General features: G+C 44.3%; 21 protein-coding genes. 7 read left to right on the forward strand and 14 right to left on the reverse strand.

From position 1 onward, the window contains the following. Positions 1–61: 61 nt before the first annotated feature. Entirely contained in the window at positions 62–1366 is a 1305-nt protein-coding gene (gene tyrS / locus D104_RS28290) for a tyrosine--tRNA ligase (protein ID WP_024024038.1), read from the reverse strand. 104 nt (positions 1367–1470) lie between these two features. Between tyrS and D104_RS28295 the strand changes: the two genes are divergently transcribed. Next, positions 1471–2877: a peptidoglycan DD-metalloendopeptidase family protein gene (locus D104_RS28295; RefSeq protein WP_024024039.1), complete on the forward strand. Its 1407-nt coding sequence runs from the start codon at positions 1471–1473 to the stop codon at positions 2875–2877. Positions 2878–2936: 59 nt separating this feature from the next. Here D104_RS28295 and trxA read toward each other — a convergent pair whose 3' ends face one another. The 6 genes from trxA to lptM all read right to left on the reverse strand — a co-directional run bounded on the left by trxA (position 2937) and on the right by lptM (position 6977). After that, positions 2937–3263, reverse strand: a complete 327-nt coding sequence (trxA, locus tag D104_RS28300; RefSeq protein ID WP_024024040.1) for a thioredoxin TrxA — start codon at positions 3261–3263, stop codon at positions 2937–2939. A 105-nt stretch (positions 3264–3368) separates the two neighbouring features. Continuing rightward, on the reverse strand, positions 3369–4082 hold the full coding sequence (locus D104_RS28305) for an HAD family hydrolase (protein ID WP_024024041.1): 714 nt from the start codon (positions 4080–4082) through the stop codon (positions 3369–3371). Continuing rightward, positions 4079–4744 (reverse strand): DUF484 family protein, encoded by a 666-nt coding sequence (locus D104_RS28310; RefSeq protein WP_024024042.1) that lies wholly within the window; start codon positions 4742–4744, stop codon positions 4079–4081. Before D104_RS28310 ends, D104_RS28305 begins: the two co-directional genes overlap by 4 nt. Before the next feature lie 7 nt (positions 4745–4751). Next, a complete protein-coding gene (gene dapF / locus D104_RS28315; protein ID WP_024024043.1) occupies positions 4752–5582 on the reverse strand; it encodes a diaminopimelate epimerase in 831 nt (276 codons plus the stop codon). 10 nt (positions 5583–5592) lie between these two features. Beyond that, entirely contained in the window at positions 5593–6846 is a 1254-nt protein-coding gene (lysA, locus tag D104_RS28320) for a diaminopimelate decarboxylase (RefSeq protein WP_024024044.1), read from the reverse strand. Between the two features lie 14 nt (positions 6847–6860). Then, positions 6861–6977: an LPS translocon maturation chaperone LptM gene (gene lptM, locus D104_RS37175; RefSeq protein ID WP_084546014.1), complete on the reverse strand. Its 117-nt coding sequence runs from the start codon at positions 6975–6977 to the stop codon at positions 6861–6863. Between the two features lie 202 nt (positions 6978–7179). Between lptM and D104_RS28325 the strand changes: the two genes are divergently transcribed. Next, the gene (locus tag D104_RS28325) at positions 7180–8025 is read left to right on the forward strand and encodes a hypothetical protein (RefSeq protein ID WP_024024046.1); all 846 of its coding nucleotides are present in this window, start codon (positions 7180–7182) and stop codon (positions 8023–8025) included. A 74-nt stretch (positions 8026–8099) separates the two neighbouring features. Here D104_RS28325 and argH read toward each other — a convergent pair whose 3' ends face one another. After that, a complete protein-coding gene (argH, locus tag D104_RS28330; protein WP_024024047.1) occupies positions 8100–9506 on the reverse strand; it encodes an argininosuccinate lyase in 1407 nt (468 codons plus the stop codon). A 155-nt stretch (positions 9507–9661) separates the two neighbouring features. Between argH and hemC the strand changes: the two genes are divergently transcribed. Genes hemC through D104_RS28350 form a run of 4 tightly spaced genes read left to right on the forward strand, consistent with a single transcriptional unit; the run spans position 9662 to position 13918 of the window. Then, entirely contained in the window at positions 9662–10585 is a 924-nt protein-coding gene (gene hemC / locus D104_RS28335; protein WP_024024048.1) for a hydroxymethylbilane synthase, read from the forward strand. A 33-nt stretch (positions 10586–10618) separates the two neighbouring features. Then, positions 10619–11371 carry a uroporphyrinogen-III synthase gene (locus D104_RS28340; RefSeq protein WP_024024049.1) on the forward strand — a complete coding sequence of 251 codons (753 nt, stop codon included), beginning with the start codon at positions 10619–10621 and terminating at the stop codon, positions 11369–11371. A 1-nt stretch (position 11372) separates the two neighbouring features. After that, complete coding sequence (locus tag D104_RS28345) at positions 11373–12692, forward strand: uroporphyrinogen-III C-methyltransferase (protein WP_024024050.1); 1320 nt, start codon at positions 11373–11375, stop codon at positions 12690–12692. Further along, positions 12689–13918 (forward strand): heme biosynthesis HemY N-terminal domain-containing protein, encoded by a 1230-nt coding sequence (locus tag D104_RS28350; protein ID WP_024024051.1) that lies wholly within the window; start codon positions 12689–12691, stop codon positions 13916–13918. Before D104_RS28345 ends, D104_RS28350 begins: the two co-directional genes overlap by 4 nt. A 92-nt stretch (positions 13919–14010) precedes the next feature. Here D104_RS28350 and D104_RS28355 read toward each other — a convergent pair whose 3' ends face one another. From D104_RS28355 to D104_RS28365, 3 genes are all read right to left on the reverse strand, one after another. Next, positions 14011–15558 (reverse strand): methyl-accepting chemotaxis protein, encoded by a 1548-nt coding sequence (locus D104_RS28355; protein ID WP_024024052.1) that lies wholly within the window; start codon positions 15556–15558, stop codon positions 14011–14013. An 86-nt stretch (positions 15559–15644) separates the two neighbouring features. Then, entirely contained in the window at positions 15645–16568 is a 924-nt protein-coding gene (locus D104_RS28360; RefSeq protein ID WP_024024053.1) for a hypothetical protein, read from the reverse strand. Between the two features lie 55 nt (positions 16569–16623). Continuing rightward, entirely contained in the window at positions 16624–16809 is a 186-nt protein-coding gene (locus D104_RS28365) for a hypothetical protein (protein ID WP_024024054.1), read from the reverse strand. A gap of 92 nt (positions 16810–16901) precedes the next feature. Here D104_RS28365 and yaaA point away from each other — a divergent pair, with 92 nt between their 5' ends. Further along, positions 16902–17684, forward strand: coding sequence for a peroxide stress protein YaaA (gene yaaA, locus D104_RS28370; RefSeq protein WP_024024055.1), 783 nt, complete (start codon positions 16902–16904; stop codon positions 17682–17684). Positions 17685–17737: 53 nt separating this feature from the next. Here the strand turns inward: yaaA and prmC are convergent, their stop codons facing one another. Genes prmC through hemA form a run of 3 tightly spaced genes read right to left on the reverse strand, consistent with a single transcriptional unit; the run spans position 17738 to position 20979 of the window. Next, complete coding sequence (prmC, locus tag D104_RS28375) at positions 17738–18580, reverse strand: peptide chain release factor N(5)-glutamine methyltransferase (RefSeq protein WP_024024056.1); 843 nt, start codon at positions 18578–18580, stop codon at positions 17738–17740. A gap of 38 nt (positions 18581–18618) precedes the next feature. Beyond that, on the reverse strand, positions 18619–19707 hold the full coding sequence (gene prfA, locus D104_RS28380) for a peptide chain release factor 1 (protein WP_024024057.1): 1089 nt from the start codon (positions 19705–19707) through the stop codon (positions 18619–18621). A gap of 3 nt (positions 19708–19710) precedes the next feature. Further along, positions 19711–20979, reverse strand: coding sequence for a glutamyl-tRNA reductase (hemA, locus tag D104_RS28385; protein ID WP_024024058.1), 1269 nt, complete (start codon positions 20977–20979; stop codon positions 19711–19713). Between the last annotated feature and the right edge of the window lie 21 nt (positions 20980–21000).

The following is a 21000-nucleotide window of genomic DNA, read 5'->3' on the forward strand; positions in this document are numbered from 1 at the left end:
TAACAAAAAAGGCGCCGAAGCGCCCTTTTTGGTCATTTGAAACAAACTAAGGTCAAATGCATCACACAACGAATAAGTGGTGCTTTTTCTTACCTAATTTAACAAGGAAGTATTTATTGTAATATCCATTCTTAGGTTTGAAAATGTCAGCAGCACTCATGTTGTCATCAAGTCCTTTCGCCACACCATTAACAAATACGGAATTTCGCTGGAGCGCATCCTTCACTTGTTTACCACTCGCCGCCAATCCCGCATCGGCCATCAAAGACGTTAGTGGTGTTGCTGTTAGATCGAGACCTGATAATGAACTGCTAGGCAATCCATCTTGCTGTATTTGCTCAAGATCTTGTTCGCTCAATGAATCTACATCGCCACTAAATAAAGCCTGCGTAATTCGCTCAGCTGCATTCAAGCCTTCTTCACCATGAACTAATCTCGTCACTTCACGTGCCAAGATAGATTGACCCTGTGGTTTACCACCACCATCTTTGTCTTGCTTTTCAATAGCGTCAATTTCTTCAACAGACAAGAATGTAAAGTATTTTAAGAACTTATAAGCATCCGCATCCGCGGAATTTAGCCAGAACTGGTAAAAGGCATATTGGCTAGTTTTACTTGAATCCAGCCAAATCGTACCAGTTTCCGTTTTACCAAACTTTGTACCATCTGACTTAGTCACCAAAGGCATTGTCAAACCAAAGGCCTGATTACCATTTTGCCTACGAGTAAGATCCGTTCCGCCGGTAATATTCCCCCACTGATCACTACCACCTATCTGCAAAGTACAGTTATGCAGCCTATTTAATTCTGCAAAATCATAAGACTGTAAAATCATGTAGGTAAATTCAGTGAAAGAGATACCTTCACCTTCGCGGTTGATGCGTTGCTTTACTGATTCTTTTTGGATCATTGCATTAATAGAGAAATGCTTACCCACATCACGCAAAAAATCTAAAATACTAAGATCTTTTGTCCAGTCGTAATTATTGACAACTTCTGCGCTGTTGGCCTCATCATTAAATTCAATAAATTGACTTACTTGTGCACGCAGTTTTTCTACCCATTCAGCCACAACTTCAGGGCCATTCAATTTACGCTCAACCGCTTTAAAACTTGGATCACCAATCAATCCCGTGGCACCACCAACCAGCGCCAGCGGTTTATGGCCAGCCAATTGAAATCGCTTAAGCATTAAAAGTGGCACCAAACTACCAATATGCAAACTATCCGCTGTTGGATCAAAACCACAATAAAGAGTACGACTTCCACCATCTAGATGTTTTTTTAGCTCATCTTCTGCCGTCATTTGGGCGATAAGTCCGCGAGCTTGCAAGTCATTTAAAAGGTCTTTACTGCTAACAGTCATTATTTTGATCCATATCCTAGTTAGTTTATCGTACTTAAGCATTCAATTATAAAAGCAATGTTGGTAGGATTATAAGGCTTTATTAAAGATTTTAGGTACGCATCTTGATCAAATTACTACCAACAAAGCATTTACTGCTCATTGCTGCAGTCAGTGCACTCCTTGCCGTGTTGCTTATTGCATTGCCGGATGAGGAAATATCAGACAACAATTCCATTTCCTTCGAGGCAAAGCTCGAAGTAATAGATCAGTCGGAACTCATACTTCACGACCTACAGAAACTGTCGCCAGCCACTCGAACCGTCGAATCGACGCCGTTGCTAGCAAGCAATCTCAGTACGACATATGAAATTTCTGTGCCCGACGCCTTAGCAAAAAAGAACAGCCCTCCGACATTTAAAGAACAGTCTGTTGAAGTTCAACCTGGCGATTCACTGTCCAGAGTACTCTCAAGCAGAGGCATCTCTGCCCAAGATATTTATAAAGTTTCATTGGCGGATAAGAAACAAAAAACCTTATTGCAGATGAAGCCAGGACAAATACTTAACTTTACTAACAATGAAATGTCTGGCGAACTCACTCACTTAACACTCGTGTTAAATCGCTTAGACAGTGTCACTTTTGAACGTGAAGACGACAAATTCAATCGCACCGACACATCAAGAATCCCTGATATTATTCAGACATATAAAGAAGCCGAGATTAACAACTCACTCTTTGTTGATGGATTGAGATCCGGTATTGAACAGTCCCTTTTAATCGAATTGGCCAATATTTTTGGCTGGGACATCGATTTTGCTTTAGACATCCGAAAAGGCGACAGCTTAAGCGTTTTATACGAAGAAAAGTTTCTTGATGGCGAAAAGATTGGCTACGGCAATATCATCGCCGCTCAATTTATCAATAATGGAAGAACCTATCAGGCAATTCGATATAAAACAGGTAAAGGCGCGAGTTACTACACGCCCGACGGTTTGGCGATGCGCAAAGCCTTTATACGAACGCCGGTAGATTTCACTAGGATTTCCTCTAAATTCAACCCAAACAGGCTACACCCAATATTTAAAACCAGCCGCCCTCACCGAGGAGTTGACTACGCAGCAGCCAGTGGCACACCCGTAAAAGCCGCTGGTGATGGAAAAATTTCGTTTGCTGGAAAGCAGAATGGTTATGGAAATGTAGTAATTATCGATCACGGAAGAGGCTATCAAACACTCTATGCCCATCTAAAAGGCTTCGCGAGAGGCACAAAGCGTGGCGCTAGAATTCAGCAAGGTAGAATCATTGCGTATGTTGGACAAACCGGCTGGGCAACAGGGCCTCATTTACATTATGAATTTAGGATTAATGGCACTCACAAAAACCCAGTCACCGTGAGGCTACCCAATGATGCCCCTATGCCTAAAAAGGACTTAGAAAAATACCTACCTTACGCAAAACAAGTGGTTGCAACACTGTCAAATTCACACTCTCCTTCTTTTGCTCAAAAGCTCGCATCACTCAAAAACTAACAAACAACCAACCAAAAAAAAGCAGCCAATTGGCTGCTTTTTTACGACCTCATCTCTAATTAGATAGCGCCGTTAACAAATTCAATTAACTGAGACTTAGATACCGCACCCACTTTAGTCGCAACCACTTCACCACCTTTAACGATAAGCAAAGTAGGAATACCACGAACATTGTATTTTGGTGCTGTTTCTTGGTTTTCATCAACGTTAAGCTTCACCACTTTCACTTTACCAGCGTATTCTGCAGCAACGTCTTCTAACACTGGCGCAATCATCTTACACGGTCCACACCAAGGAGCCCAAAAATCAACAATAACCGGGATCTCTGAATTCAGTACTTCTTCTGCAAATTGAGCATCAGTGATTTGAATTGTATTCTCACTCATAATAATTTCCTTAAAATCTATATTTAACCAATGAATATGACATAGTGTATCACTAAATGAATGGGGTAAAAATGCGTCTCTATTAATTAAAGCAATAGAAAAACGCTATGATATTAGCGAACGAATAACCGTCGGTAACTCAAGCAAAGAGTGTACTTCAGCATCCGAAGGAGCCCCCCAACTATCCCCCCAACGCTGTGCGCCATGGCGATTAAACCAAACACTTCTTGCTCCCGCATTGGCCGCACCAAAAACATCATCCACAGGGTGATCACCAATATGAATGATTTGGCTTAAATCCACACCAGCGGTTGTAGCGGCAAGTGAAAAAACATCGACAGCGGGCTTTGCAACGCCAACTTGATCAGCTCGCACAGCAAAGTCAAAATACTGCCCTAGACCAACATAAGGATGATAAACATCGGCATTCCCGTTCGTAATGACGGCCAACGAATAATCCTGATGTAACACTTCAAGCACATCAACAACATGAGGGTATAAATCCACTTTCTGACGCCATTCGCAAAAATGCGCCAGTGCTGCCTCAGCAACCGAATTAGCCTCTTCAGAAGGCAACCCAAACTGCTTCAGTGCCAGTTTATAAATAGACAAACGAAGGGCGGTTAAGTTCGCAGCAATTTCTGGCGTCTCAGCCATGACTTTCTTTTTAAGCTCTTCTTGTACTGACAAGGAATGCTGCTGTAAAAAGCCAGGAAAACGCATTTCAAACCAAGCTTCCATTGCATATTCTGCACGGGAAATAACCGGTGCAACATCCCACAAGGTATTGTCCAGATCAAACGTAATAAGCACAGTCACGGTAACAACCTCAATAAAATTGCGCTTAATAAATCAGCAATATATTGAAGAAACATAGCACCCTTCTCTTTATCAAACGCCACTTGGCTTTTAGAGCCTAAAACGAGAACACCGCACTTTTTAATGACACCGCCTTCTCTTGACAGAAGAGGCAAAACAGCCACTGAACGAATCAAGTCCGCATCATCAGAAAACAAAAAGCGCATTTCATTGAGAGGCAAGACACCACAAAAGCAATCAACAAACCCGGCAGCATGAGATAAAAACACATCGTCATCCACCAGCACATGACTTCTTACGGCACTGTCTGGAAATTCGCCATACAAAACCAAAGCATGATGAGAGACTTCAAAGTCATCTCTCACCATATCATCGATAACAACAGCAAGATCATCCAAAGTACTACACGTCAGACCAGCCAATACCAAGCGCCGACTTTTCTGCATGGTTGACTCATTTTCACGAGCCACATCAACAAGGCGCTCAAACTGCCCGCGGTAATTCGCTGTCGATTGCCTTAACAAATTCACCTGATATTCAAGTAAAGAAATAACCTTCCCATTAACAGGATGAGGAAGAGTCAAACTCTCCAACAAATCAGCATGCCGAATAAAAAAATCTGGCGTTTGTGACAAATATTGAATTACTTCCTCTTCGCTCATAATGCCTCTATAGGTAAATTTGACCTTCAAATACTTTTTCAGCAGGTCCAGTCATTAATATGGGATGACCTTCACCCTGCCATTCGATCTGCAAATCACCACCTCGTAAATGCGCTGTCACTTTAGGTGACAACCACCCTTGCTTGATACCAGCAACAACCGCGGCACAAGCTCCGGTTCCACAAGCTTGAGTTTCGCCCACGCCACGCTCATAAACACGCAAATTAATTTCATCAGGATTAATCACCTGCATAAAACCTACATTTACTTTTCGAGGAAAACGTTCATGACATTCAATAAGCGCCCCGACTGTCGATACTTGATTATCAGTCAGTTGATCCACCTTAATCACAGCATGAGGATTACCAACCGAGACAGGCGTCATTAGAAAATCGTCGCCACCAGCCGTAATACCATAAAGCGCATCAGAAGGCTCCGCCGTAAAAGGCAACTCCTTAGGATCAAAGCTCGGCATTCCCATGTCGACCGTGACCAATCCGTCATCCAATACTCGTAACTGGATCACGCCGCGCTTAGTTTCCACATTGATCACACGCTTGTTCGTTAATTCACGATCCAATACAAACTTGGCAAAACAACGAGCGCCGTTACCACAATGCTCTACTTCACTGCCGTCTGAATTATAAATACGATAACGGAAATCCATATCTGGCTGAGTTGGTGGCTCTACCACCAACAATTGGTCAAACCCAATCCCCCAGTTTCGATCACTCAGTCGCTCGATTTGCTGCTTATTAAAAAACACTTTACGAGACACCGCATCGACGACAACAAAATCATTGCCCAATCCATGCATTTTGGTAAATTTTAACAACACGACGAACTCCTTAGTCTGGCAAAATTTGCTCACCAGCTAACTGATGCTCAATCGTTTCACGGGCACGAATTAAATACGTGTTATCACCATCAACCATCACTTCTGCCGCGCGATTACGGCTGTTGTAGTTTGATGACATGGTAAAGCCATACGCCCCCGCCGAACGGACAGCCAAAAGGTCGCCAGGCTGAATATCAAGTTCGCGATCCTTGCCTAAAAAGTCACCAGTTTCACAAATTGGCCCAACAAGATCGTACGTACGCTCACCTTCTGATGTTGGCACCAAAGAGACAGGTACAATATTCATCCACGCGCTATACAAAGATGGGCGAATAAGATCATTCATCGCACCATCAATGATGGCAAAGTTTTTATGCGGACTACACTTCAGAAACTCAACTTGAGTCAGCAGAATTCCCGCATTCGCCGCAATAGAGCGACCAGGTTCAAATGCCAATTCGAAATCCATCCCCTTTACTTTCTCAAGCAAAAGTTTGGCGTACTCTGCAGGCTCTGGCGGCACTTCGTCACGGTAACGAACACCCAAGCCACCACCAAGATCAAGATGCTTAATCTTAATCCCCACCTCTGACAGCTGATCCACCAAACCGATCAAACGATCAAATGTATCAAGAAAAGGCTTCAACTCAGTCAGTTGAGACCCAATATGACAATCTACCCCCATCACATTTAAATTTGGTAATTTGTGGGCAATTTGATAGATACGGACCGCGTCTTTAATATCGATGCCAAATTTATTTTCTTTTAATCCAGTCGATATATAAGGGTGCGTTTTCGCGTCTACATCTGGATTCACACGCAATGACACAGGTGCTATTTTGCCCATCTCGCCAGCAACTTGATCCAAGCGGTACAACTCAGCTTCAGACTCAACATTAAAACAATGAATGCCAACCTCTAAAGCACGACGCATTTCGACGGCTTGTTTGCCTAGTCCAGAAAACATCACCTTAGCAGGGTCACCGCCAGCCTTGAGTACGCGCTCCAACTCGCCGATGGAAACAATATCAAAGCCCGAACCTAATCGAGCCAATACGTTCAAAATCGCAATATTTGAGCACGCCTTTACGGCATAACAAATGAGTGTTGGATGAGAAGCAAATGCCTCTGCATAGGCATTATAATGACGCTCTAGCGTTGCGCGCGAATACACATAACAAGGCGTTCCATATTGATTGGCGATATCAGATAACGCCACACGCTCTGCGTGCAGAGTCTCATTAGAATAATTAAAAAAGTCCAAAAGGGGATCCTCAGCTATAAAGACGATTCTTGTTGTATTACAGGCGTGCTATCTGGTAAATAAAGGGCTCCTTTATTGCCGCAAGCCGTCAAAAGAACAGCCAATACACACACTGAAAACAACTTAAACATCGCCTTATCTCTTCTATTTTTTGATTGAGATAGTATACCTTGCGCCCTGTTCGTTTCCCAACCCTAGCAAGTCAATTAGCTGGATATTCTTTCGTTGGAATTCTTTACTTAGAATAGGAGGGATCCCTGTCTTGAATTTGCTATATTTACCACAAGAGATAACCTCTTCCACTTCTTCAATATGGATCACCGACAAACACGAATGAAAAGAAAACTTGCGCCATGGCTGACCGCACTACTTTGCGCCATCATCGTACACATAATGATTATTGCGATATCAGCCAATCAACATTGGCTTGATGTCGACGTTTCCGCATCCAATTTCGAATTATTTCTATTACCTGCCAGCCAACAAACAACAGAAGAATCGGAACAAACCACACCCTACCATAATGACAATGAAACTTACGCTGCATTTGAAGAAAGAGACTCAGAGCAATCAACCGCACCATTCGACATATTTGACAAACAACAGCAAGGTGGGCAAGCCAATATTACTGAATCAAATCTATTTGAACCAAACCCTCTTGAGCAAAATACGTTTGGCTCTCAAGTACAAACGCAGATTCAAGATGAAAACAGCAACAACTTAGACAATGCAAACGGACAGGAAGCGCTATTCAGTAGCACAGTAGACAACAAAACAGCAGACACATCGGAATTGAATGACACTTTTTTCAGCACGGACAAGCCAAGCTTACTGGATCTATCAAAAATTTCCTTATCACCCAATACCGACGATGACGCGCTCGAAGGTGTTTTTTCTGAAGAGCTAAGAAATAAAATTGCAGAATCCAAAAAAGCACAAAAGGATTATTTGAAAGGGCAAATTGAAGAAGTAACTTACCCGATCACAAAAGATTCGGATGGCACTCGCTACGTTAATATCAAAGGCGTTTGCTGGCGCTTACCCGAACCAGGAAGCAAAGAACCTTGGGTAATTGTATTCGCTGGTTGCAGCGGACAAACAAAATCTTTTCATTTTGAACTCAACATCACCCCCAGCACATTACTGGGTCCAGATTCCCCGTTTTCTATTGGCCATTAGCGCCGCTATTTCAGCATAAAAAAACGGCGAACTGGTCGCCGTTTTTTTATGCTAGATAAATCCAATAAACACCATTACGCCAAACGATCTGCAAGCTCTACTTTTGCTCGCTCTACCGCTTTTAAAACTTGCGCAGGTGCAGTACCACCAATATGGTCACGAGCAGCGACAGACCCTTCTAATGTCAACACATCAAATACGTCCGCCTCAATCATACTGCCAAAAGACTGAAGTTCTTCCAGTGTCATTTCAGATAAATCTTTACCTGTTTTCACACCGTAGCCAACTGCTTTACCAACCACTTCGTGGGCATCGCGAAACGCAACCCCATGACGAACCAAATAATCAGCCAGATCGGTTGCTGTAGAAAAACCGCGACGGGCCGCTTCGTACATGTGCTCTTTACGCGATTCAATCGCTGGAATCATGTCAGCAAAGGCTCGCAATGAACCTTTCAGCGTATCCACTGTATCAAACAGTGGCTCTTTGTCTTCTTGATTGTCTTTGTTGTAGGCCAAACATTGCGACTTCATCAAGGTTAACAATCCCATCAAATGACCATAAACACGACCCGTTTTACCACGCACCAATTCAGGCACATCTGGGTTTTTCTTCTGCGGCATGATCGATGAGCCTGTGCAGAAACGATCCGGCAAGAAAATGAAGTTAAACTGAGCAGACGCCCACATCACCATTTCTTCCGCCCAACGAGACATGTGCATCATAATAATGGATGCCGTTGACGCAAACTCGATCGCAAAGTCACGGTCACTAACAGAATCCAAAGAGTTGTACGTTGGGCGTTCAAAACCCAGTAATTCTGCCGTCATATGACGATCAATCGGGTAAGTCGTCCCAGCAAGCGCCGCCGCACCAAGCGGTAAAATATTAATGCGTTTACGACAATCTACTAGACGTTCGTAATCACGCTGCATCATCTCGTACCACGCCATCAAATGATGACCAAAAGTCACAGGCTGAGCCGTTTGCAAATGCGTAAATCCAGGCATAATGGTATTGGCTTCTTTTTCCGCCAAACTCAAAATACCTTGTTGTAAACGTGTGACTTCTTCTAGCAAAAAGTCCACTTCGTCACGCATGTACAAACGAATGTCGGTTGCGACTTGGTCATTACGCGAACGACCGGTATGCAATTTTTTACCTGTAATGCCAATTTTCTGAGTCAAACGCGCTTCTATGTTCATGTGAACATCTTCTAGCTCAATTGACCATTCAAACTCACCACGGGCTATTTCGCCTTCGATTTCAGTCAAACCCTGAATAATCTGATCACGTTCTTCTGCCGTCAAAACCCCAATACTGGCGAGCATTTTACCGTGAGCAATCGACCCTTGAATATCTTGCTTCGCCATACGTTGATCAAACTCAACAGACGCCGTAAAACGCGCCACAAAAGCGTCCACAGGCTCAGAAAAACGGCCACCCCATTGCTGGTTAGTGGTTTTATTAGTATCAGTCATTCGGTTGGTTCCCACACAAATTCAAACAGCTGCCAAGAGTACAGTATGCGCTTCGACTTATAAAGCATTGAAAGATGACGGAGTCCTTCTTAGCGAGTATCATTAAACGCAAGATTTAAAGGCATTTTTCCGCCCGAAACTCATGAGGAGATGAAGTGAAAGATAAAATTGTGATCGCAACCAGAGAAAGCCAGTTAGCCCTTTGGCAAGCTAATAATGTCAAAGCACAACTGGAAGCACTCTACCCTGACATGCTGGTTGAATTACTGGGTATGACAACTAAGGGCGATCAAATTTTAGACTCTCCTCTTTCTAAAATTGGTGGCAAAGGACTGTTTGTTAAAGAACTCGAAACAGCACTTTTAGAAGGCAGAGCCGACATAGCCGTTCACTCGATGAAAGACGTTCCGATGGCCTTTCCTGAAGGGCTAGGCTTGGCGGTGATTTGTGAGCGTGAAGACCCAAGCGACGCGTTTGTTTCCAACACCTTTGAATCACTCGACAGTCTTCCGAACGGCGCGATCGTCGGCACTTCCAGTCTTCGCCGTTCCTGCCAATTAAAAATGCAACGCCCTGACATAATCATTAAAGATTTACGCGGCAACGTGAACACGCGTTTACGCAAAATGGATGACGGTGAATATGATGCCATTATCTTAGCCACCGCGGGATTACTTCGCCTTGAAATGCCTGAGCGAATTCGCCAACGCATCTCAGCCGAAACTAGTTTACCGGCCGGCGGACAAGGCGCGATGGGAATCGAATGCCGCTCTGATGACGTACAAACAATCAAACTACTAACCCCTTTGCAGCACGAAGAAACCGCTATCCGAGTTACGGCAGAACGCGCGGTCAATGAGCGATTAAATGGCGGTTGCCAAGCACCTATTGCGTGTTTTGCGATATTAACCGACGACACACTTTGGCTGAGAGGCTTGGTAGGCAGCCCAGATGGCACAACCATGATTGAAGGCGAAATCCGAGGCCACAAAGACGATGCTAAATCGCTTGGCGTCCAACTCGCCGACGATCTGCTTTCTCGTGGTGCGAATGTCATCCTTGATGCCTTGTATCAATAACGCCCTCTAATAAATCAAATAGGCGAATATTTGGTGAAAGATTGTCGTATTTTAATCACTCGACCCGAACCGGAAAACACCCTGAGCTGTGAACGTATTCGTGCTCAAGGTTGGACGCCGGTTACTTTGCCTATGCTTGAAATTGCACCAATACAAGACGCGGCGCAACGCAACATTATTCGCGCTCAAGTGTTTGACATAGACACCTTCGATTACGTTATTTTCGTCAGTAAAAATGCCGCGCGCCTTGCGTGTGAATGGTTAGACGCCTGTTGGCCAATGCTGCCTATTGGCGTTCATTGGATCGGTATTGGGCAAGGTACAACACAATCTTTACTTGATGAAGGTGTTCCTGCCTTATCCAATCCTGGGCACACCACGGAAGCGCTATTGGATTGGTTAAAGCCCGCCAAAATGACGAACCAAAAAATTCTCATTGTCAGAGGAGTGGGTGGACGACCAGAATTAGGCAACAAACTGGAAGAAAGAGGCGCTAAAGTCAGCTATCTTTCTCTTTACGAAAGAAAAAAACCGGATTATTCCGCTCAAACCTTCTTCATGTTGCCCGATATCAATTTAATATGGGTAACCAGTGGCGAAAACTTAGACAATCTTTCAGAATACGTTGCAATGCATAAACCAGAATGGAAAACACTCCCTATACTCACGCCAAGTATCAGAGTGAATGAACAAGCAAAAAAAATGGGTTGGATAAATGCCTCGTGCGCAAATGGCGCTGACGATAACAGCTTGATCAAAGCGACGGAATTTCACACAGGAAAATAGAATGTCAGAGAATAATAAGCAAGAAACGCATCCGAACGAGGCGATTGAAACCTCCTCAGCTGTCACTGAAAAAGCAGAAATGCAACGCGACCAACCCACAACTCCGTCCAGCAAAAAGACACAAACAACGTCGCCCTCAAATAGACTGGTTCCTATTTCACTAGGCCTTTCTGCCATTGCAATCGCCTTAAGCGGCTGGTTGTATTTCCAAAGCACCCAAAGCACAACCAATAAAGACATTGAGCAATTAACCATTCAGCAAATGGGCCTTGATAAAAAGCTAAATTCGAGTGCATTAAGCCAATCTCAGCTCAACCAACTTATTGAGCAGGTTAAACGCTCGGAACACGGTGCCCAAACGCAACAAAATCAATTCAACACGTATCAAGCTCAGCAAGACGAGAAACTTTTGTCATTAGAGTCTAAGCTCAATCGACTCAATAACACCACGAAAGAAGACTGGAAATTGGCGGAAGCTGAGTATCTGATTCGCCTAGCCAATCAGCGCTTATTACTTGAATCTGACAACAACGGCGCCGTAACATTACTAAGCAATGCAGATGATATTCTAAACGAACTAGCAGACCCTATCGTGTTTTCAACACGCAAAGCGCTTGCGAAAGACATCCAAGCATTGAAGTCGATCAGCGCATTCGACTTAGAAGGTGCGTATCTGCAACTTAATGCCTTATACGATAACGTACAAACATTGCCTCAAAGAGAGCCGTCAAAAGAATGGCAAAAATCGTCGACAGAACAGTCCGCGACAACCACAGAGAATTCAACCACCAGCCAGCTCACCGCGGCATTAGAAAACTTCTGGCAATCCATTCGATCATTGGTGGTGATAAACTATAACCACAAACCCATCAAAGCCTTGCTGCCGCCAGCGGAATATCAAGAACTGGTGACCAGCTTGCAACTGCAGCTGGAAATCGCGCAAGTTGCCCTTATCAAGGGTGAACCTGTTATTTATCAGCAAGCGCTGTCCCGCATTGCGAACGCCACAACAGAACATTTTGAAACACAATCCAATAGCGTCATTTCATTTTTGGGCAGCTTAACAGCTTTACAGCAGCTGAATCCATCGCCTGATTTACCGCAGCCTAGAGATTCATTAATGGCCATGAAGTCATTAATGAAAGAGTGGACAAATCGTGATGACACCCCCACAACGCCAAGTGAAACGATACCAAATGAGATAACACCAAACGAAGCAACACCAAGTGCACCACATATAAATACAAGTGCAGAAAATCAAGCTGAAACACCGGAAGAAAACCTCGTCACACCTAACACCAACACAGGGGACAACCTATGAGGAAACTTCTCTTCTTACTGGTCATTATGATGGCCGTTGGTGGCGTTTTAGGCTTGCTGATGCGCCAAGACAGCGGCTATGTATTGGTGGCCTTTAATGGCGTTACCCTTGAAACCAGTTTATGGGTTTTGGTTATTGGCATGGTCGTGGCTTTATTTGTCATGAGCTGGGTGAAACGTATTTTGTTTATCGCCCTTAGACCCAGTAATTCTTTAGCAAAAGTCACAGGTAACCTAGCGCAAAAAAGAGCGTCTCGAAACACGATTAGAGGCATGCTAGAACTGGTTGGCGGTAACTGGAACAAAGCAGAGAAACTGCTCACCAACAGTGCAGAAAAAGTCCCTTATCCATTGATTAATTACATCGGTGCCGCATACGCAGCCAGTGAACAAGATGAACATGAACGCTCTAAAGCACTATTGCGCTCCGCCCATAAATCCACACCAGAAGCGGAATTCGCGATTGGTTTCGCGCAGAGTCAGATCCAAATAAAACAAGAACACTTTGAAGGCGCGCTTGCTTCGCTATTGCGTCTTCAAAAGTTAAAACCAAAACACAAACAAGTATTAAAAATGCTTGTCACGGTTTACACACAATTAAAAGACTGGGATGCCTTGTTAACACTTACGCCCACGCTTAAAAAAGACGGCATATTCGACGACGACAATATGCTTGAATTAGAGCGTAATGCTTTTTTAGCACTGCTCGATAAAATCAAATTCCGTAATAAACTGGGACAAAACAAAAAAGACCTAGTGACGGAAGTCGAAAACCTATGGAATAAACTAGACACGCTTGCTCAAGACGACAGAATGCGACAACTGTATGCACAGACATTGATTCATTTTGGTGACGATGCAAAAGCAGAAAGCTTCATTCGTACTAGCTTGAACCATAAATGGTCAGAAGAACTCATTTATGAATATGGCAACGTTCAGCAAGACAACATCAAAAAGCGCTTAACCAACTGTGAAAGTTGGCTAAAAAAAGAACCCGCAAGCGCAAACCTTTACCTCGTCTGTGGCCGCTTCAGCCAATCTATGATGCTGTGGGGTAAAGCCAGAGACTATTACGAGCAAGCGTTATCACTAGACTCACAAAGCGAAGCTCTGGCTGAACTGAGCCGCTTACTCAAGGCATTGGGCGATACGAAAGCCAGCCAAGAACTGATGATGATTAATCTAAACCACGCGAGTGAGCGACTGAAAGCCTTGCCACTTCCTTAACCATCATCAACTCAAAGCTTATTGCATAAAAAAACGCCGCTACCTTACTTGGTAACAGCGTTTTTTTTCGTCTGCCTGATCTCTAATTTGTTTTATTTAAAACGAATCACCAACTCATGCATGTCATCAGCCACATGTTGCAATGAACGAATACTGTCACTTGATAAGTTGGATTTCTCTGAACTTTCGACCGACAAATCAGAAATACGAACAACTTGTCGATTAATGTCCTCAGACACTTGCGCTTGCTCTTCAACCGCAGCCGACATTTGCATTGCCATGTCGGAGATTTTCGACACTGCGCCAACAATGTTTACAAATGCGCTTTCCAACTCGACAATTTTTCCCAAACCTTTTTCAGCATCTTGCTTTCCCTGATTCGCAATCGATACGGAGTTCTGAGAACCACTGCGTAGCGTGGCGATAATGTCATGAATGTCCTTCGTGGAACCTTGCGTTCTTTGGGCCAGCTGACGAACTTCATCCGCCACCACAGCAAAACCTCGTCCATATTCCCCTGCCCGAGCCGCTTCTATCGCTGCATTAAGCGCCAATAGGTTGGTTTGCTCGGCGATTTGGTCGATCATCTGTGCTACTTGCGCAATTTGCTCTGAGCGATCCGCTAACTCTTGCACCGTTGCGCTAATGTCGTTTACGGTTTCGCTTAACTGGCGAATAGATTGTCTTGTCTCAGTCACTATTTTTTGGCCACTTTCTGCCGATTCAAAAGACGTTTTTGCACTGTCTGCTGTCATTTGTACATGCTGAGCCACATCATGAATAGTCGTGGTCATTTGCTGCATCGCGGCCGCCACATCTTGAGTTTCGTGTTGCTGGCTGACCATGCCCTTTGTGGTTTCAACCGTCAGATCTAAACCTATCTTTGATTGCTGAGATACCTTCAAAGATTCATCTTCGAATCGGGTTAATACCGCGTCCATTCTTGATAATAAGCTCTTAACACCGACATCCAATGTCGCAATATCCAAAGCGCGATCGGAATAAGTAATACCTGCTAATGGGTGCAAAAAAGACGTAGAAAGTCGTTTTCTTAATGTGTTTTGCAATTGTGATTGGTTCAGCCAAAAGAGGGCATTGGCGACGAAACTCGCGATTGCCATTACACCAACACCATAAAGTACATTCACACTTCCGGCTACAAAAGCGGACACCAAGCCCACAATAGGGACGACAACCTTCCACGAAAGATAAGCACTCGGAAGCACCTTTTTACCGTTCATGATTTTTCGGTAGACTTTGTCCGCTCTCGCCACATCGTCTCGATTAGGAACGGTCCGAACGGACTCGTATCCCACGACCTTCCCTGCCTCAGTGACAGGCGTCACGTACGCATCAACCCAATAAAAATCGCCATTTTTACAGCGATTCTTAACCAATCCCATCCAGGCTTTACCCTGCTTTAACGTTTCCCACATAATCTGGAACGCTTCTTTTGGCATGTCTGGGTGTCGAACAATATTGTGCGGACTGCCAATAAGCTCACTTTTATCAAAGCCACTGATTTTCACAAAGGCATCATTACAATGGACAATGTTGCCATTTAAATCCGTGGTAGATATGAGTTTTTCTTCTTTGGCGAAAGTTTTTTCTTGTTTTGTCACCGGTGTATTTTGACGCATCGACCGTTCATCCTTAAATATGGCATGGGAAGCTTCCCACTGTTTTCATTAGTTAAACTAATACCGGCGAAGCTTACTAAAATACGTTAACTATCTAAACTTATTTTAGTAATTTTTTTCAGCCAACGAGTCAAAACAGGCAACAGATATGTAGGGATTTGTAACGCCCCAGCTAAGGGTAAAAAAGCGGGGCCAAGTAACCCGCCTGCGATGCTGTAGGTGAGTAAAACATTGCGGTTCCCAGAAGTAATAGCGGCAGTCAGCGCAATGGCTTTTCCATGCTTGCGATAGGTGAAATAAGACAGAATAAAAAACAGCGCACATAGCCCTGTTGCTATCAGAAAATAGTTCAACGCCATCATCGGATTTTGGTCAAACAGCACCCTAAAGCTCCCCACTAAACCAAAAGGAAACGCAAACACTAACAAGATGGTATAAGGTGAAATCTTAACCAAGAAGCGACTCAGGGATTCTTCTGGTAAAAAATAATGAACTAAAAAAGAAAACAACATAGGGCCAAAAATAAACACCAGCAAACGAATAAAGTAACTTATCCAATCAAGTGTAACGTCTTCTGTTTGATATAAAATCAAAACAACGCAAATCGACACAGGCAATACCAGCGTCGTTGCAATCGTCATCGCCATCGCTTGAAGGCTATCAAATCCTAATGCTCTAACAATGGCTGGAGTGGCAAATAAAGACCCCGTCGCCGCGACGGCAACCACCGCCAACAAAAGGTCTGAATCAAACGCCAATAACCAACCCAACACACCGACAATTGCCATAAAAGCGGCAGAATGCAGCGCAGCATAAAACCATATCTCTTTACTGCCTAAGCGCTTAATTAACTCATGCTGTTTCATTCCCAATAAGGTCAATGTCATTAGCGTGAACAAAACAAACGGAAGAAAAGGAAAAAAAGCCTGCGACGCAGAAGGAATCAGAAAGCCGAGCACGGCAAAAACAAACATAAAAGGAAGAGAATGACGCACAAGAAAAAGTAACATGGGTTTTACACCTTAATAGGCGACCCATTATAAAAACGAATTGAGTGTAATTCGGTTATTTTTTTGAGCCGCAACGCAATTTATTATTTTCAGGTAGCTCAGCCAACTCTATCACCCAATCGGTGCGAGCCCGATCAAAAGCAGCACGAAGCGCAGTCAATTCATCACTGGGCGCCAGCGGAACTTCTTTCTCATTATCGCGATGACGAGACTTAGGAAATGGTATCAGATTATTCTTCATAAACTATCTCTATTAAAGCATTGTCTGGATATCTATCGACACTCTATGGATAATCTTTAGGAAACGCAATGATCAAGCAGATGGAATAATTTATGAAGTTTTTAATATCACCAGCCAAAACACTGGATCTCACATCACAGCCTAACAACGACACATTCAGTCAACCTGAACTGCTGGATAACGCTCAGCAACTCATTGATACTATTAAACCTTGTACGCCAGCCGACATCGCCTCTTTGATGAAACTCAGTGACAAACTGGCCACACTCAATGTCTCACGTTATCAAGAATGGCAAAAAGAACACACTCCGCTAAACAGTCGACCAGCCGTTTATACTTTCATGGGTGACGTATACACAGGACTAGACGCGTATTCGTTGAATGATAGCGATATGGCCTACGCTCAAAAATCCTTGCGTATTTTGAGCGGTTTATATGGGCTGCTAAAACCTCTTGATCTTATGCAGGCATACCGCTTAGAAATGGGAACACGACTAAGCAACACTCGAGGAAGCAATCTTTATCAATTTTGGGGTGACATCATTGTTGATAAAATAAACGATACTTTGCAAGACGGCGAATTGTTGGTCAATCTCGCGTCGAATGAATATTTCAAAGCGATAAACAAGAAAAAGCTCACTGCGCCGCTGATTACGCCAAACTTTCTCGACGAAAAAAATGGGCAGTTTAAAGTCATTAGCTTTTACGCGAAAAAAGCACGAGGTTTGATGGCTCGATATCTCATTGAAAACCGCTGCGAAACATTAGACGAAATAAAAGCATTTGATCTCGCGGGTTATCGTTACGACCCCCAGCAATCAACAAAAGACGCGCCTGTGTTTATCCGACCTGAAAGCGCCCAACCGAAAAAATAGCGAACAAAGACATCAAGATAGAAGCGTTAGCATCCGCGCTTTTATCTTGATGTCTACAAAACCCACTTGCCAATCGTCACGCGGTCATTTCCGCCTAAATCTTGAAAGCTTTCAATTGCAGAATACCCCGCCAGCTTGAATCGCTCTCGAACCGCTTGCGCTTGGTCGTAGCCGTGCTCGAACACAAGATAAGCATTTGGCGACAAGAAGTTAGGCGCAGTGTGAATAATGTGCTCAATATCCGCCAAACCATGATTGTCGGCCACCAGCGCGCTTTTCGGTTCAAAACGCACATCGCCTTGTGATAAATGTTCGTCGTCAGGGTCAATATAAGGCGGATTCGATACGATCAAATCAAACCTAGCGTCTTCTTTTAATGCATCAAACCAACTGCTTTGCTTAAACGCCGCATTGTTAAGCCGATTTCGTATGGCATTGCGCTTGGCTAACGCAACCGCATCGTCAACCAGATCCACGCCAGTCACATTCGAGCGAGGCAGTTCCGCTGCCAGGGCCAAGGCTATCGCGCCCGTTCCCGTGCCAAGATCCAGAATGCGACTTGCGCTTTCGGTACTAAGTAAGCTCAACGCCACTTCCACCAGCCGTTCGGTGTCTGCTCGCGGAATCAAAGTGCAAGGCGAGACTTCGATGTCTAACGTCCAAAACGCTTGATGGCCTAATAAATACGCAACGGGCTCGCCCAACTCTCGACGAACCAACAACGCATTGTAGCGTTCGATATCGACGTCGCTTACGGTCTTTTCCGGCCAGGTATAAAAATAAGACGCCGAGACACCCAAAACATGAGCCAGCAAAAGCTGCGCATCAAGTTGAGCGGTATCGGAGATAAAAGTAAGGCGCTCACAAGCGCCTTTTAATAATTCATCAATTCGCATACGCGATGATTACCTTATACAAAACAGGGTACGAATGATTAATTATCGCCACTCAACGCCGCAAGCTGTTCTGCTTGGAACTCATTGACCAATGGATTAATCAACACATCCAAATCGCCTGTGACAATCTCGTCTAATTTGTACAAAGTAAGATTGATGCGATGGTCCGTTACACGACCTTGAGGGTAATTGTAGGTACGAATACGCTCAGAACGATCCCCACTGCCCACCAAAGATTTACGCGTTTCCGATTGTTCACTGGCGGCTTTTTCTTGCTCAGCCGCTAACAATCGGGACGCCAATAGTGACATGGCTTTGGCTCGGTTCTTATGCTGCGAACGCTCTTCCTGACACTCCACCACAACACCGGTTGGAATGTGGGTAAGACGAATCGCCGAATCCGTTTTGTTAACGTGCTGACCACCCGCGCCTGACGCACGGAACGTGTCGATGCGTAAATCGCCTTTGTTGATAATAATATCGTCCACTTCGTCCATTTCTGGCATGACAGCAACAGTACAAGCCGACGTATGGATACGCCCTTGTGATTCTGTGGCTGGAACACGCTGCACTCGGTGTACGCCAGATTCAAATTTAAGTTTTGAATACGCGCCTTCACCAACAATTCGAGCAATCACTTCTTTATAACCACCGTGTTCGCCTTCATTTGCGCTGATGATTTCCACTTTCCAGCGTTGTGTCTCGGCATAACGAGAGTACATGCGGAATAAATCGCCAGAAAAAATAGACGCTTCATCACCACCAGTGCCTGCTCGCACTTCCAAAAACACGTTTCGTGAATCGTTAGGGTCTTTAGGCAACAGCAATTTTTGCAATACTAGCTGCAACGCTTCTTTTTGCGCTTGGCCTGCTTTGTATTCCTCTACACCCATTTCTTTAATATCTGGGTCAGAGTCGGTCATCATTAGTTCTGCTTCAGCAATGTTTTCATCTATTTGCTGAAACTCATTAAAGCACTTAACCACAGGCTCAAGTTCGGCGTATTCTTTTGAATAAGAACGAAACAAATCCTGATCCATAATGACTTCAGCAACACTCAACAGCGCCGCCAATTCATCGTAACGATCGGACAAACTTTCTAATTTTAACTTAATGGATTCTTTCATTTTTTAATTGTCTTTTTCTTGGTAAATGCCCAATACATTTGAGGCAATGGTTAATGCGTCTTGATCTGCGTCTGCGCCAGCATCACGCAAATAGCGCGTCGGCGCATGAATAAGCTTGTTCATTAATCCATGCGCAAGTTTGTTCATCACTTGCTCTGGAGAATGGCCCATTTCAAGGCTTTTTAGCGCTTTTTCTAATTCTGTGTTTTTCATGGTTTCGGCCGATTGCCTAAACGTGACAATAAGATCCGATACTTTCCTAGATTCAACCACGCGCCGATAAGAATCTACGCCTTCGTCGATCATTTCTTCGGCCGCTTTCGCAGCATCTTGCCTTGCTCGAACGTTTTCTTCAATCACTGAATGAAGATCGTCCACGGTATAAAGGTATGCGTCGTTTACTTCTTCTACTTCTGGCTCTATGTCTCGTGGCACAGCAATGTCAATCAACAACATTGGAGAGTGGCGACGTTTGGATGTCGCGCGCTCCACCATTCCTTTACCAATAATGGGTAACTGGCTGGCCGTAGAAGAAATAACAATATCAGCCTGTGATAAATAATCGCCTATTTCGCCCAGCATTATGGCTTCGGCATTGAGTTCATGGGCTAAGGATTCAGCCCGCGCTAAGGTTCGGTTGGCCACGATAATACGTTTGATGCCGTTTTCTTTAAGGTGTCTCGCCACCAACTCAATCGTTTGTCCAGCACCAATCAGTAACGCGGTACTGTTTCTGATATCTGCGAAAATACGTTGTGCCAAACTCACGGCAGCAAAGGCAATGGAAACGGGGTTTTCACCAATCGCCGTATCGGTTCGTACGCGCTTGGCGACAGAAAAAGCGCGCTGAAATAAAGACTCTAGTTTGGGGCCGATGGACGCCCCTTCTTGCGAGACCGCATACGCTGACTTTACTTGCCCCAGAATTTGCGGTTCACCTAAGATCAGAGAATCCAAACCCGATGCCACTCGCATAATATGACGCACACTGTCGTCCTCCATATGCGTGTAACAATATTGCTGCAAATCGGATAAGGCAATACCATGATATTCCCCAAGCCACGCAATAACGTCGTCAACCTGACTAACATCTTCGATAGCACAATAAAGTTCGGTTCGATTGCAAGTCGAAACGATGACAGCTTCGCTCGCTTTTTTCTCGGAGATAAGAGAAGACAAGGCATCGATCATCTTTTCAGGAGCAAAAGCCACGCGTTCACGGATCGAGACCGGCGCAGTTTTGTGATTTACACCTACAGTAATTAGCGGCATTCAGGGCTCTTCTCAAAGATC

Source organism: Marinomonas profundimaris (assembly GCF_000508165.1).
Taxonomy (GTDB): domain Bacteria; phylum Pseudomonadota; class Gammaproteobacteria; order Pseudomonadales; family Marinomonadaceae; genus Marinomonas; species Marinomonas profundimaris.